This window comes from Argonema galeatum A003/A1, assembly GCF_023333595.1.
Lineage (GTDB): Bacteria > Cyanobacteriota > Cyanobacteriia > Cyanobacteriales > Aerosakkonemataceae > Argonema > Argonema galeatum.
Genome location: NZ_JAIQZM010000053.1, coordinates 1 through 12,597, shown reverse-complemented (window position 1 = coordinate 12,597; position 12,597 = coordinate 1). Strand labels below are relative to the sequence as shown.

The following is a 12,597-nucleotide window of genomic DNA, read 5'->3' as shown; positions in this document are numbered from 1 at the left end:
TCAGCTATAGTATCGCTCGCTAGAAATAAAGAAGCTTGAGTAAACATCAGTCTTAAGGCATATTTTAAAAATGTTAAGTTTGAGATTTGAGAGAACCCGTTTTAACCAAAGATACAAAGATTTAAACTAAAACCTATTAAAATCACCTGCTCAACCAAGCGATCGCAGCTCGAATCCAATCTTCTGCCTGTTTACTTTTAGCGACCAACCCGTCTTGACTGACTGCGTTGAGCGCCTGCACTACCTCGCTGCTGGTATACCCCAAGGCTAGTAGCGTCATTTCCACATCTTCGATAATGGCAGGATTTGGGCCACTTGAGGTGGAACCGGCTACGCCAGCTAAGTGTCGCCATTGTGCCAGTTTGGTTTTTAGTTCCAGCGCAATGCGTTCGGCTGTTTTGTTACCGACACCGCGAGTTTTGGCTAAGGCGCGGATATTGCCAGTAACGATCGCCTGCACCAAGTCTTGCAATCCCAGGGTATCTAAAAGTGCGATCGCCAAAGCCGCACCAATTCCACTCACACTTACCAGCTGGCGAAACAAATCTCGCTCGGCGGCTGAGGCAAAACCATACAAGCTTATCTGATCTTCCCGCACTTGCAAGTGCGTGAAAACTTGGGCGATTTCTCCCACAGGGGACAAATTCTGGGCCAAACGCGGTGGGATTTGCAGTTCGTAGCCAATCTGGTTAACTTCCAGAATTAGAGTGACGCGATCGCTACTACTTTTCTGAAAACCTACTACCGTTCCTTTTAGATAACTAATCATATAGCGTTTTCAAATGAGTCGTGAACACATATTTTATACTGAATGTTGGGTTACGACGCGGTCAAAGACGTATCTGTGAGCATTATTAAGTTAATTACCGCGTCTAACCCAACCTACCATTGTTTACATCTCAAATGGAAACACTATAGCAAAAAGCCGAAATGGTACAAACCTTCCAAAATCCCACCAGCACAAGCAGCCTTTGCCAAATACCGATAATCCGCCTGATTGGCTGACAGCCACTGGAGGAGTTCAGGCTGAGCATTTCCTACGATAATCCCTCTTGGTTCCCCCACACTAAATAAAGCAATATCGTTTCCAGAATCACCGCAAACAACTGTCTGCGTTGCGTCTATTTCCCAGTGCTGGCGCAGAAACTCTACCGCCAAACCTTTATTGCTTTGGCTCGGCAAAATATCTAAATCTTTGCCCCCACTGTAGATTAACTGAGCGTATATCCCCTGTTCTTTAAGCAGAGATTCTAAGTGCGGGATAACTTCTTCGGCTGCTTGTTCTGTCAAAAAATAACTAACTTTGAAAGGTCGCTGTTCGGATGCTGGTTGAGGTAAAAGATCCACAAAATTAGTACCTGTAGCTACTACCAAGTCACGGTTCCACCCTGAAGAAAGTTGTTTTTCCCAAGCTGGATCTGGGTCACTTTCACTTGCGTTGTAATAAATTTCCGTTCCCACCGCCGCAATCAAAGCATCTGGCACCAACAATTCTTTTTGAGTTAAAAGTTCTCGATAGAGAATGAGAGAACGACCTGTGGCATAAACGATTTTTGTTCCATGTTCTTGGCGATGTTGGCTCAACTGCTGGTTGAGTTCTGCCAGAGATCGATCGTCGCCCACAAGGGTATTATCTAGATCTGTCACAAACAGAAATTTTGCCATAGCAACATTATACTGAAATGCTTTTAGGACTTACGCAGCTGGCACATAATGGCAGGTTGGGTTTTGTTAACAAAACCCAACCTACCATTATGTGCTACCAGTTTAAAGAAAAACTGTTGAATCCCTTACTTATTCGCCAAGCAATTGAGCGAGGCGTTTTAACACGCTTACAACAGTATACAAATCATTTCCCCGCTGAAGTGCAAACGGATAGGACTCAGCATATTTTGGCTTACCTTGTTTCGTAAGTTTTAGAAATTTAAACTCCGGGCCATTGCTCACAAAACCAAAGGCAGGTTTTTCAGAATTGGGATTACCCAACATATAAGCCAATGCTTGCGGTATCCCCGCTTCCACCGAATATTTTACGCTTTTGGCTTCAATGGCGAGTACCCAAAAAGAAGGCTTAAAAACTAAGAGGTCAAGGCGTCCGTTTACAATAATACCATCATCCTCCGATGAAATTTTCACCGACTTTTCAGCCGTAATATAAAATGGCGGACGATAAAAACCCGCCAATCTCAACAATGGCCCTAACACCACCATTTTGACGATCGGTTCCAGGATGGTATAACGAGACAAATGGAGATAGTCTGCCTTTACTTCATCTAGTGTTTGCTTTTCCAAATCCGTCAGTTCCGGTAAATCATCTTGCCATTCTCGAAAAAATCGATCGTCGTTAGTGCGTTCTAGACCGAAGTTTTCAATTAACTGGTCAAGAATGATATCTTGAGATTGGATTGTTTCAACCATGATTTATCTCACTTTTTATTTTTAGATTAAATATCTTGCAAATGTTGGAATAATCTCTCTCTTAGCTCTAAATTCTCACACTCAATTGAAATGCCAGCCATTGCGTCCCAGGCTAACATTACCAGATTTTCTTCAATTTTCAGATCTATATAGATTTGATCGAGTCCAACTAATTCTTCAATGACAAGTGCTGAAAAATTCGCCATCAGATTTTTTTTTATATACGATAAATCTGATGGCGTTTCATGTCCATCGATAACTAGAATTAACTCATCCGAGCTGATGGATTGGCGGATTTGTCTAATTTTCATGGCTAAGGCGCTGTTATCCTTCCCTCAATATATCATTGATATCGCCTGGGTTAGGCCGACTGGCACTTTCAATAATTTGCAGCCAAGTCTTGCCGATTGTCCGCAGGTATTCGATGGTTGGGCCTAATGAATCGCCATATTTTTTTAGGTTGCGGACGTAGATAGCATCTAGTTTCTGTTGGGGAGTGAGTTCCTTATACTTGATGCCAATTTCGCGTCGCAGACTGTGTGCTTGTCTGGCTATTCTTTCTATTTCTTCCTCGGTTATTTCTTCCTCAGTTCTGCCAGCTATAAGTTGCTTAACAAATTCCGCGATTCCCTTTACTTCCTTACAATAATTGGCGCGAATTTGCTGTAATTCAGATTGGTTGGTGAATGCACTGTTAGCGGTAGTAAAGGTGTCAGCGCTATTATTACTGTCAAATTCCAACATAGGTTTAGTGGTAAATTTGATTTGATTGATAGATAGAGAAACTTTTCTCCGGCTAACCCTTAGCCGGAGTTCGATTTTTACCGATCGAGGGAAGAATTTTCTATGAGAGAAGGTGTAGGCGGAGATGGCTGGCTCGACATTACTGCGATGCCAAAAATTACTAAAACAACGCCCAATATGACAAGAAAGGGATTGTTAGAAGATTCAGTGCCAATTTCGCGAACATCATAAGATTCCTGACAGACCTTACAGAAGAAAATATGTTCTTTGGAAGGATGCTGAACAATTTTGCAAGGCAAAATCTGTTTTTCTTGGTTAGGGCAATTCATTAGATAAGATACTCCTGGTTGGGCTTTGGGGGATATTGCTTTTCTTGGCTCGTTTGGGAGTTGGAATTGTGTCTCTATCTTTAGCTAGTCGGTTCCACCGAACAGTTTTCTTGGATCTTCATAACTAAGTGGATCGAGAAATTCTTCTAGGGCTTTAATTCGGTTAGTTAAAGCTAAAATCGTGTCTGATTCACGACTGGAAACGGTTTCTTGTTTTTCAGTGTAATTATCACCGTGCATCTCGCTGGGGTCAGTGAAGATCGGGTCTTTGAACTCTTTGGGCCGGGTCTTTAACCCCTCGGTAAAAGCTTCGCCCAGGGAATTTCGGCCTTCCTGAATAATGTCGTCGGTTCTGGGTGGTTTTGGCATATCGTGCTTCTTTGTATGGGAGAATAACCTCAGAGGTAGTATTGGGGGCTTCACTCTCCATCGTATAAGCAGATGCCTGGAAACCTTTTGGTGTAATACTTTGAGTTAGTTTTGAGTTTTTTGACTTATTTGACTTGTAACAAAACTTTATATTGATTCCGGTGTAAGTTCTGTGGAGAGGCTATGGGAAGGAATTCGCGTCGCGCAACTCAAGCAGGTATTAGCGAAGCTGAAAAGGCTCTTAAGCGTAAGGGTTCGACAAAACAAGGTCTAGCCACAGAGGTTGGCTGTGGTTCTAATGTAATTTCCAATTTTTTCAATCGTACTAAAATTGACAATCGTTTTTTTAAGGGGATTTGCACGGCGCTTGGTCTAGATGAGAAAAAGATTGTTGATTTATCTGAAGATGCTGAACCCGATATAGATGATGCTCATCCTTTTCAGACGATAATCGATAATAAAACCAGGGATTTTGTCGGACGTGAATATGTGTTCGCGGAGATTGCAAAATTTATCAACAGCAAAACCAACGGCTATTTCACTATCATCGGCGATCCTGGGATGGGAAAAAGTGCGATTCTGGCAAAGTATGTACAGGACAGTGGGTGTGTGGCTCATTTCAATGTAGAAAATGACCAAGATAACCCCCCCTCTAAATTCCTAGAAAGTGTCTGCAAACAACTAATCAAAAAGTACCAGCTATCCTATTCCTTGCCTTTATCCGCTGATGCCACTAGCGACGGTGCTTTCTTCAAAAAATTGTTAGATGAAGTTGCCCTAAAAAGAAATGGTAAATCCGTAGTAATTGCCGTTGATGCCTTAGATGAAGTTGACCAATCCAGCCAAAAAAACAAAAATGCAAATATTCTTTACTTACCGCGTTATTTACCAAAGGGGATCTATTTTATAACAACGATTCGACGTGGAGTTGATGTACCATTGGTGACTGATGCGCCACAACAAATATTCAAGCTTATGGACTATCAAGAGCAAAGCAGTGAAGATATCTGTACCTATATTCAGAATCGAGTTAACGGTAGTGAAAAGATACGTCAATGGATTAAGAAACAGAAGGTGACAGAAGAGAAGTTTATTGATGAAATTGCCACTAGAAGTGAAAACAACTTCATGTATTTGGTCTATGTTTTGTATGGAATTGAGGAGGATATATATCCAGACTTGAATCTCGATAGTTTGCCTCTCGGCTTGCAAAAATACTATGAATTCCATTGGCAAAAAATGGGGATGAATGATATACCGCGCTCAAACGTCAAGATTAATGTTATTTACCATTTGGCAGAAACCCGTCAGCCGATTTCATGCCAGCTAATATCTGAGTATATTGGCGAAACTCCGTTAACAGTGCAGGATGTCTTAAAAGAATGGCTACAATTTTTACATAAGCGCACTCTTGAAGGTCAAGTTTGCTACAGCATCTATCACTCTGATTTTTGGAGGTTTTTACATAAACATGAAATTATAGAGGCAGCAGGGGTTTCGATTAAAAAAATTAACAAACAGAAAACAGATATTCTATGGGAGGCAGTCTTTGGAGATGAATGATGTAAAATCACGATTAGTAAATATGCCACCTGACAAGCTACGAGATTTTCTAGAAATGCCGAGTTATTTTGCAAAACAGGGAGAGGCAAAGCGATTGCAGAGTTGGTTAACCAATTTCGATGTCCTTGCGACTAAGGTTTCTCACAAAGAATTTGGAGTGCAGCCGCTAATTGATGACTATGAATTAGCTTTGCATCCTGATATTGAAATTTCTGAAGAGATAAAGAAGAATCTGAAATTAATTCAAAGTGCAACTAGGTTGTCTGCAAATATCCTGACTCTGGACAATATTCAGCTGGCAGGTCAACTACTAGGTCGCTTGATGTCTTATGAAACGCCTGATATTCAGGCAATGCTAGAGCAAGCAAAGCAGTGGAAAGCACTACCTTGGCTGCGCCCTTTGACTCCCAGCTTAACAACACCAAGAGAACCGTTGCTGCGTACCTTGACAGGCTCTCCTTTTCGGGTGAATCAAATTGCCATTACTGCCGATGGAAAACTTGCTATTTCAGCTTCAGATAATATTCTCCAAGTCTGGGATTTGTACAGAGGTGCTGAAGTAGGAACCCTTACCGGGCATAGCAGTGGGGTAGGAACAGTTGCTATTACTCGTGATGGAAAACTGGCTGTTTCAGGTTCATCAGATCAAACCCTGAAAGTTTGGGATTTGGATCGGGGTATTGAAGTGAAAACCCTGCCTGGGCATACCAAAACAGTAACAGCAGTTGCTATTACTCCTGATGGAAAACTAGCTGTTTCAGGTTCATCAGATCAAACTCTGAAAGTTTGGGATTTGGATCGGGGTGTAGAACTAGCAACCCTGACTGAGCATACCAATACGGTCACAGCAGTTGCTATTACTCCCGATGGAAAACTGGCTGTTTCAGGTTCATCAGATCAAACTCTGAAAGTTTGGGATTTGGATCGGGGTATTGAAGTGAAAATCCTAACTGGACATACTAACACAGTAATAGCAGTTGCTATTACTTCTGATGGAAAACTGGCTGTTTCAGGTTCATTCGATAAAACCTTCAAAATCTGGGATTTGGATCGGGGTATTGAAGTTCGTACTTTCGCTGAGTGTATCTGGAATGAAACCTGGAATGACACAGCAGTGGCCATTACGCCGGATGAGAAACTGGCTATTTCTGTTTCAGATGATATTCTCGAAGTCTGGGATTTACATACAGGTGCCAAACTACAAACCCTTACGGGACATACTGGAACAGTAATGGCCAGTGCTATTACACCGGATGGAAAACTGGCTGTTTCAGCTTCATTGGACTGTACTCTGAAAGTTTGGGATTTAAACACCAAGGGAGAACCTTCTACCCTCACCAGACATCCCAGATCGGTTAATGGAGTTGCCATTAGTCCTAATGGACAAGTAGCTGTTTCAGCTTTATCGGGTGGTACTCTCAAAGTTTGGGATTTATATACGGGTGTCGAAGTGTGTACACTCACCGGACATAAATATGATGTAAATGCAGTTGCCATTACTCCCAATGGAAAATGGGTTGTTTCAGCTTCATCCGATGATACTCTCAAAGTTTGGGATTTACATACGGGTGTCGAATTGCGTACACTATCTGGACATACTCATTGGGTAACTACAGTCGCTATTACACCAGATGGCCAACTAGCTGTTTCAGGTTCAGGAGATGGCACTCTCAAAGTTTGGGATTTACATACGGGCGTCGAATTGCGTACACTCTTTAGACATAATGATTGGATAAATGCAGTCGCTATTACTCCAGATGGCCAACTAGCTGTTTCAGCTTTATCCAAAAGTCTCAAAGTTTGGGATTTGCATACAGGTGTAGAACTGCGTACTCTTATGAGGCATAACAACTCGGTACAGACAGTTGCTATCACTCCAGATGGGCAACTGGCTATCTCAGCTGAAGTTAATCTGAAAGTTTGGGATTTGCATACAGGTGCCGAACTACATACTCTTATTGGGCATACGAATTGGGTGTGGACACTCGCTACAACTCTAGATGGGCGATTGGTTGTGTCAGCTTCAGAGGATGGGACTCTTAAAGTCTGGAATTTAAATAGTGGGGAAGTAGTTGCTACTTTCAATGGCGATGGTGCGTTAAAGTGCTGTGCAGTTGCACCCGATGGCGTAACAATAGTGGCAGGTGAAGCATCAGGAAGATTGCATTTTTTACGATTAGAAGATTATAAATAAATCCTAAAATTATAGGAGGTGGAGCATACACGCACCTCCCAAAACCAAGTACGATCGCTACCCATACAACACAATATCAAATCCCCTTCCCATAACCAATAATCTCCTCAACAGTAATCTCTAAATCTGGGAAAACCCGCGACTCAATCCTCTGTTTCCCTCTAAAACTCTGAAACTCATATTCTCTTTCCACTAAAATACTACGCGAAGTCACCAACTGTCCGATCGCGATCGTAGGTTCCTCAATTTTAGGATTTTTGCGGTTAGGATAGCGGTCAACAATCCACAACTCACTTACCCCAAAAGCAGCATACCACAGCGGTTTATGCCGATAGTCTTCTTCCCAATTCGTGCTGACAATTTCAATTACAACGCTGGGTGATTCCCTCAATACCGCTTCTGATTGAGTCTGGCGATTCCAAGCATCGCGATTAATTGCAATCAAGTCGGGTTTGCGAGTATCTTTTGGCCCTAATTGCAGTACGGGTTTTGGATGCACCAGCAGTCCGAGTTGGCGGCGTCTGCTTTCCATTCGCAATTCTACCATCAGTTCGGAACGCAGATTTTCGTGTTCCCCTGAAGGTTCAGCCATCACAGATATCCTTCCGTCGATAAGTTCGTATTCCTGTCCTTCCGGGAGGTCTAGGTTAAGAAACTCTTCTACGGTATAAGTCTGGAATTGCGCCGCAACAACCATAGTCAAGTCCGCGTAAGTTCTAAATATCGAAATTAAAGAAGAAAAACATCAGGTTTTTCTTCTTTAATTCCTTATTCAAGTTCTAGTTTGCTGAATGGTTCTAATTGCTTCCTGTGTAGATTGAAGAGCTTGTGTATTTCCTTGGGAGCGAAAAAGATCGGCTGCTTTTTGGAAATCCCTGAGCGCTGCTTGGGTATTTTTGAGGCTGTAGTAAGTAACACCGCGATTGAAGAAAGCTTCAGCAAAGTCGGGCCTGATCTGGATAGCGCGAGCGTAATCCTGAAGTGCTTCTTGATGTTTTTGCAGTTTGTTGTAGGCAATACCTCGGTTGTAGTAAGCTTTATCATCATTTGGGTCAAGGCGTATTGCCTGGTTGTAATCCTCTATTGCTTCTTGATGTTGTTTAAGGTCATCGCGAGCGTTACCCCGATTGATGTACGCTTTGGCATTATTTGGATCGAGCCGAATTGCTTCGGTGCTGTCATCGATCGCACCTTGAAAATCCTTCAAAAAATAGCGAGCGTAACCCCTATTAACGTAGGCTTGTGTGAGTTCGGGATTGAGCTTTATAGCCGCATTGTAATCCTCGATCGCACCTCTATAGTCGCCTTGCTTAGCCTTTTCTATACCCCGGTTGTACAAGTCCACAGCACTCATTTCTGTTCCGGGATTGCTTCTTGGGGTTGACTCTGTGCTGGGAGTTGGCCTAGTAGTGGGAGTAGTTGACGGGGTTGACTCTGTGCTGGGAGTTGGCCTAGTAGTGGGAGTAGTTGGCGGGGTTGACTCTGTGCTGGGAGTTGGCCTAGTAGTGGGAGTAGTTGACGGGGTTGACTCTGTGCTGTTTGGTTGTGACTCACCCCCGGTTGGGGTTGTTGGTCGATCCTCGGTTGGTGTTGATTCTGTATCGGTTGGAGTAGACTGTGTACTGGGGTCTGGTTTTGTTGACCCATCTTGGGTTGGCTTGGGCCGATCGTTAGTTGGCGTTGATTCGTTGCTGCGAGTTGGCTTTGACTGAGCCTCGGTTGGTGTTGGTGACTGGGACTGGCTTGGCTTTGACTGAGCCTGAAGAACAGGTGCGATGCTACCCAGTGTAGTGGCGATGCCTAAAATTGCGATCGTTCGGTGAATACGGTTCATGACTTTAGTTCATTGACTTGATGCCAGTATAAATCCAGGTGTGAAAAAAAGAGCTTCTTGTAGCCTAATAGAATATCAGAATTTGGTAGCTATTATTCGACTTCGATCGGCTTGTTAACAGAGATGCGTAACTATCTTGTCTTTTTTGCTAGCATCTCTCGATCGCAAGGACAATCTAAGCAATGCCCAATACTGTTGACTCAGCTGCTACAAGCCTCTGCCAAATTAGTCTCATATCCTGTCGAAGTAGATGACTTTTTTAGTGCCATCAGACATGATACATATTGGGGGTAATGCCGATCGAGACGAACTAAATCTGCTTGTTGTTCCTGATGCCAATCACCCATACTATTTTTGACTGAGTTATACGGAATCAGCCTGACGACTAAAGTCGCGGCTACACAAACAAAGTCTGCCTACGCAGACTTCTAGAAAAAACAAAGCCCGAATGAAATTTTCAAATCGTACCAGATGGCTATCTTGGTTACCTCAGCTAAATCCTCAAGTCTGGATTCTAGCTATGGGCAGATTCCTTTCCGATCTTGGCAGTGGTTTCACGCTTTTTTACGCCCCCATCTTTTTTGTTAATCAAGTACATTTATCAGCAACCCAGGTGGGTATTGGTTTGGGTAGCGCTTCTATTTCTGGAGTGCTGGGGCGTATACTTGGCGGTTCGTTTGCTGATTCTCGGTTTTGGGGCCGTCGGCGTACTATGTTATTATCCGCAGCTGTATCCGCGATCGCATCTTTAGTATTAGCGGTAACCAGTGATTTTTCCAGCTTTACTGCGGGTAACTTGTTGATGGGCTTGGGTATGGGTTTGTATTGGCCTGCTACGGAAGCCTTAGTAGCAGATTTAACAGCGCCCGAACATCGTCAAGAAACTTATGCGATCGTGCGATTTGCAGATAATCTCGGTTTGGGAGTAGGCATTATTCTGGGTGGAATATTAATTGGCACAACTGGCGCTTATCGCTCTCTGTTTGTAATTGATGCGATTTCTTTTGTGGTATTTTTTGGAGTAATTTATTTTGCAATTTCAGAAACTTATCGACCAGCCGAAGAAATAAAAAATAAAAAAGTAAAAGTAAAAAATAAAGCATTTTTTATTTTGCCTATTTCATGGACTACAGCACTAAGCGATCGACGTCTCCTAGTCTTTATATGCGTCAATATTATCTTCACAACTTACATTTCCCAGCTACACAGCACCCTTCCTTTGTACTTGAGCAAGTTTGTGCAAATGGGAAACTCAAAAGTAGGATTTTCCACCACAACTATCAGCGCTTTATTTACCTGGCACATGATTATAGCGATTGTTACGTTGATACCAATTGCCCGCTTCTTAAAAAGGTTTAGCCATCCGCAGACTTTAACAGTTTCAGCCACACTGTGGGCAGTAGGATTTAGTTTCATCTGGGCTACTGCGATCGTCCCGGTCGGCCAACTATACTGGACTATATTGGCAATGGGAATATTGGCGATCGCAACCGTCTCTTACACACCGTCGGCATCTGCCCTCGTCGCCGACATTGCACCAGTCTACCTGCGTGGCGTCTACCTTTCCATCAACTCCCTGTGCTGGGCAGTTGGATACGCTGTTGGGCCTCCCTTGGGTGGTTGGGCAATCGATCGACCCCCAACAATAGCAAGCAGCTTTTGGCTGGCTTTAGCATTGAGTGTAGTCATAGTTGTAGCGATTTTGCAATATCTAGACAGAATTTTAAAGAATATAGATACCTCCAAATAAATATAAATCTTCATCTGCGTTCATCCGTCTTCATCTGCGGTAAAAAAAAATCCACGCAACCAACAAATATCTTTAAAATCGAAGCGATCGCATTCTTCTCACGCCTACAATATTGCATCCGCCTTTAGGATGAATTCATAGCGATATATGGGTAGCGGGATGAATAAAACCAACGTTCTAATTGAGCGATAGCAAATCGAAGATTGTGTTTGGATTTGTGTTATCCTAAAATAGGTCGATGACCTTCATCAAGGAGAATTTTGTGACCGAGCAAACGAGCGCTAGCCAATTATTTCGAGCCGCTTACGAAAACCGTTACACATGGGACACCAACTTTCCCGGCTACAGTGCCGATATTGAACTTAAGCAAGGCGATGAAGTTTACAGCGGCAAAGTTCGCATTAACGGCGACCTCAGCGTAGAAGTCACGGGTATAGAAAACGAAGAAGTGCAACAGAGCATTTATACCCAAATGCGTGATGTCGTCACCCATCGCAAACGAGGCTCTTTCGAGCAGTCTCATGGCAAGAACCAGTTTAGCCTGGGTGAAACAGACGCCACAGATGCGATCGAAATTCTGGTCAAAGGCGACGCGATGGGATCGAACTACAAGATCAGAGGCACAGAAATTTGCCAGGTAAGCCGGGTAATGGGCCGGGTAGCTTTTACGATCGACACCCATGAAAGTCTAAATACCGAAGAAGGCTACCTTTCCTCCCGTTATGATGCCGTCTTTCGCAATCCTCAGACCAATGAAGTAACTAAACAACTAGAATTTGAGGATACCTACGAAAAAATTGGCAACTACTACATCATGACGCATCAGGTCGTGCGATCGCATGAGCAAGGTCAACCGACGAGGACTGAATTTAACTACTCAAACGTAAAGTTGCTCGAACCAGCCGTTGTTTAATAGAAAACCAAAAGGTTAACTGCGACGGCCAAAGGTTTCCCTGGTAGGCAATCTTTGTTAAAGCTTTTCTCGCTGAGTGGTCTAGAATCAACCATAGCTGCTACTCAAAGAAATATTCTCCAAGCGAACGAGGTTTTTAACTATGGAACTTACAATTGATAACGTCGAAGAAGTTTTGGATGAAATGCGCCCTTACTTGATTTCCGACGGCGGCAATGTAGAACTGGTCGAATTAGATGGCCCCGTCGTCAAACTGCGGCTACAGGGTGCGTGCGGTTCTTGCCCCAGCTCGACAATGACCCTGAGAATGGGAATTGAGCGCCGCCTGCGCGAAGCCATCCCAGAAATTGCCGAAGTCGAACAGGTCATGTAAAGTCTAAAGGCAAAAGGCAAAAGGCAAAAGGAACAGAGGAGCAGAGGAGCAGAGGAGCAGAGGAGCAGAGGAGCAGAGGAGCAGAGGAGCAGAGGAGCAGAGGAGCAGAG

At 43.4% G+C, this 12,597-nt stretch carries 15 protein-coding genes; 5 read left to right on the top strand and 10 right to left on the bottom strand.

What is annotated here, in order from left to right:
* Positions 1-142: 142 nt before the first annotated feature.
* The 7 genes from ruvA to LAY41_RS29815 form a co-directional block, all read right to left on the bottom strand.
* Positions 143-769: a Holliday junction branch migration protein RuvA gene (gene ruvA, locus LAY41_RS29845; protein ID WP_249106031.1), complete on the bottom strand. Its 627-nt coding sequence runs from the start codon at positions 767-769 to the stop codon at positions 143-145.
* A gap of 143 nt (positions 770-912) precedes the next feature.
* The gene (locus LAY41_RS29840; RefSeq protein ID WP_249106028.1) at positions 913-1,665 is read right to left on the bottom strand and encodes a sucrose-phosphate phosphatase; all 753 of its coding nucleotides are present in this window, start codon (positions 1,663-1,665) and stop codon (positions 913-915) included.
* Between the two features lie 129 nt (positions 1,666-1,794).
* A complete protein-coding gene (locus LAY41_RS29835; RefSeq protein WP_249106026.1) occupies positions 1,795-2,418 on the bottom strand; it encodes a type I restriction endonuclease in 624 nt (207 codons plus the stop codon).
* Positions 2,419-2,444: 26 nt separating this feature from the next.
* Positions 2,445-2,729 carry a hypothetical protein gene (locus LAY41_RS29830; RefSeq protein ID WP_249106023.1) on the bottom strand — a complete coding sequence of 95 codons (285 nt, stop codon included), beginning with the start codon at positions 2,727-2,729 and terminating at the stop codon, positions 2,445-2,447.
* Positions 2,730-2,742: 13 nt separating this feature from the next.
* Positions 2,743-3,162, bottom strand: coding sequence for a hypothetical protein (locus LAY41_RS29825; RefSeq protein ID WP_249106020.1), 420 nt, complete (start codon positions 3,160-3,162; stop codon positions 2,743-2,745).
* A 77-nt stretch (positions 3,163-3,239) separates the two neighbouring features.
* Positions 3,240-3,491 carry a hypothetical protein gene (locus LAY41_RS29820; protein ID WP_249106018.1) on the bottom strand — a complete coding sequence of 84 codons (252 nt, stop codon included), beginning with the start codon at positions 3,489-3,491 and terminating at the stop codon, positions 3,240-3,242.
* Between the two features lie 84 nt (positions 3,492-3,575).
* Positions 3,576-3,860 (bottom strand): hypothetical protein, encoded by a 285-nt coding sequence (locus tag LAY41_RS29815; RefSeq protein ID WP_249106015.1) that lies wholly within the window; start codon positions 3,858-3,860, stop codon positions 3,576-3,578.
* Between the two features lie 183 nt (positions 3,861-4,043).
* Between LAY41_RS29815 and LAY41_RS29810 the strand changes: the two genes are divergently transcribed.
* Positions 4,044-5,423, top strand: a complete 1,380-nt coding sequence (locus LAY41_RS29810) for a P-loop domain-containing protein (RefSeq protein ID WP_249106013.1) — start codon at positions 4,044-4,046, stop codon at positions 5,421-5,423.
* A 55-nt stretch (positions 5,424-5,478) separates the two neighbouring features.
* The gene (locus tag LAY41_RS29805) at positions 5,479-7,617 is read left to right on the top strand and encodes a WD40 repeat domain-containing protein (protein ID WP_249106011.1); all 2,139 of its coding nucleotides are present in this window, start codon (positions 5,479-5,481) and stop codon (positions 7,615-7,617) included.
* Between the two features lie 76 nt (positions 7,618-7,693).
* Here LAY41_RS29805 and LAY41_RS29800 read toward each other — a convergent pair whose 3' ends face one another.
* The 3 genes from LAY41_RS29800 to LAY41_RS29790 all read right to left on the bottom strand — a co-directional run bounded on the left by LAY41_RS29800 (position 7,694) and on the right by LAY41_RS29790 (position 9,798).
* Positions 7,694-8,314, bottom strand: a complete 621-nt coding sequence (locus tag LAY41_RS29800) for a Uma2 family endonuclease (RefSeq protein ID WP_249106009.1) — start codon at positions 8,312-8,314, stop codon at positions 7,694-7,696.
* A gap of 75 nt (positions 8,315-8,389) precedes the next feature.
* On the bottom strand, positions 8,390-9,451 hold the full coding sequence (locus LAY41_RS29795; RefSeq protein ID WP_249106007.1) for a tetratricopeptide repeat protein: 1,062 nt from the start codon (positions 9,449-9,451) through the stop codon (positions 8,390-8,392).
* 200 nt (positions 9,452-9,651) lie between these two features.
* Complete coding sequence (locus LAY41_RS29790) at positions 9,652-9,798, bottom strand: hypothetical protein (protein ID WP_249106005.1); 147 nt, start codon at positions 9,796-9,798, stop codon at positions 9,652-9,654.
* Positions 9,799-9,899: 101 nt separating this feature from the next.
* Between LAY41_RS29790 and LAY41_RS29785 the strand changes: the two genes are divergently transcribed.
* From LAY41_RS29785 to LAY41_RS29775, 3 genes are all read left to right on the top strand, one after another.
* Positions 9,900-11,201 (top strand): MFS transporter, encoded by a 1,302-nt coding sequence (locus tag LAY41_RS29785; RefSeq protein ID WP_249106003.1) that lies wholly within the window; start codon positions 9,900-9,902, stop codon positions 11,199-11,201.
* Between the two features lie 262 nt (positions 11,202-11,463).
* Positions 11,464-12,114, top strand: a complete 651-nt coding sequence (locus LAY41_RS29780; RefSeq protein ID WP_249106000.1) for a DUF3386 domain-containing protein — start codon at positions 11,464-11,466, stop codon at positions 12,112-12,114.
* A 142-nt stretch (positions 12,115-12,256) separates the two neighbouring features.
* Positions 12,257-12,487, top strand: coding sequence for a NifU family protein (locus LAY41_RS29775; protein ID WP_249066478.1), 231 nt, complete (start codon positions 12,257-12,259; stop codon positions 12,485-12,487).
* Positions 12,488-12,597: the final 110 nt, after the last annotated feature.

Coding starts and splice junctions, on each gene's coding strand:
- ruvA (WP_249106031.1), bottom strand. CDS start 769: ATGATTAGTTATCTAAAAGGAACGGTAGTAGGTTTTCAGAAAAGTAGT.
- LAY41_RS29840 (WP_249106028.1), bottom strand. CDS start 1,665: ATGGCAAAATTTCTGTTTGTGACAGATCTAGATAATACCCTTGTGGGC.
- LAY41_RS29835 (WP_249106026.1), bottom strand. CDS start 2,418: ATGGTTGAAACAATCCAATCTCAAGATATCATTCTTGACCAGTTAATT.
- LAY41_RS29830 (WP_249106023.1), bottom strand. CDS start 2,729: ATGAAAATTAGACAAATCCGCCAATCCATCAGCTCGGATGAGTTAATT.
- LAY41_RS29825 (WP_249106020.1), bottom strand. CDS start 3,162: ATGTTGGAATTTGACAGTAATAATAGCGCTGACACCTTTACTACCGCT.
- LAY41_RS29820 (WP_249106018.1), bottom strand. CDS start 3,491: ATGAATTGCCCTAACCAAGAAAAACAGATTTTGCCTTGCAAAATTGTT.
- LAY41_RS29815 (WP_249106015.1), bottom strand. CDS start 3,860: ATGCCAAAACCACCCAGAACCGACGACATTATTCAGGAAGGCCGAAAT.
- LAY41_RS29810 (WP_249106013.1), top strand. CDS start 4,044: ATGGGAAGGAATTCGCGTCGCGCAACTCAAGCAGGTATTAGCGAAGCT.
- LAY41_RS29805 (WP_249106011.1), top strand. CDS start 5,479: ATGCCGAGTTATTTTGCAAAACAGGGAGAGGCAAAGCGATTGCAGAGT.
- LAY41_RS29800 (WP_249106009.1), bottom strand. CDS start 8,314: ATGGTTGTTGCGGCGCAATTCCAGACTTATACCGTAGAAGAGTTTCTT.
- LAY41_RS29795 (WP_249106007.1), bottom strand. CDS start 9,451: ATGAACCGTATTCACCGAACGATCGCAATTTTAGGCATCGCCACTACA.
- LAY41_RS29790 (WP_249106005.1), bottom strand. CDS start 9,798: ATGGGTGATTGGCATCAGGAACAACAAGCAGATTTAGTTCGTCTCGAT.
- LAY41_RS29785 (WP_249106003.1), top strand. CDS start 9,900: ATGAAATTTTCAAATCGTACCAGATGGCTATCTTGGTTACCTCAGCTA.
- LAY41_RS29775 (WP_249066478.1), top strand. CDS start 12,257: ATGGAACTTACAATTGATAACGTCGAAGAAGTTTTGGATGAAATGCGC.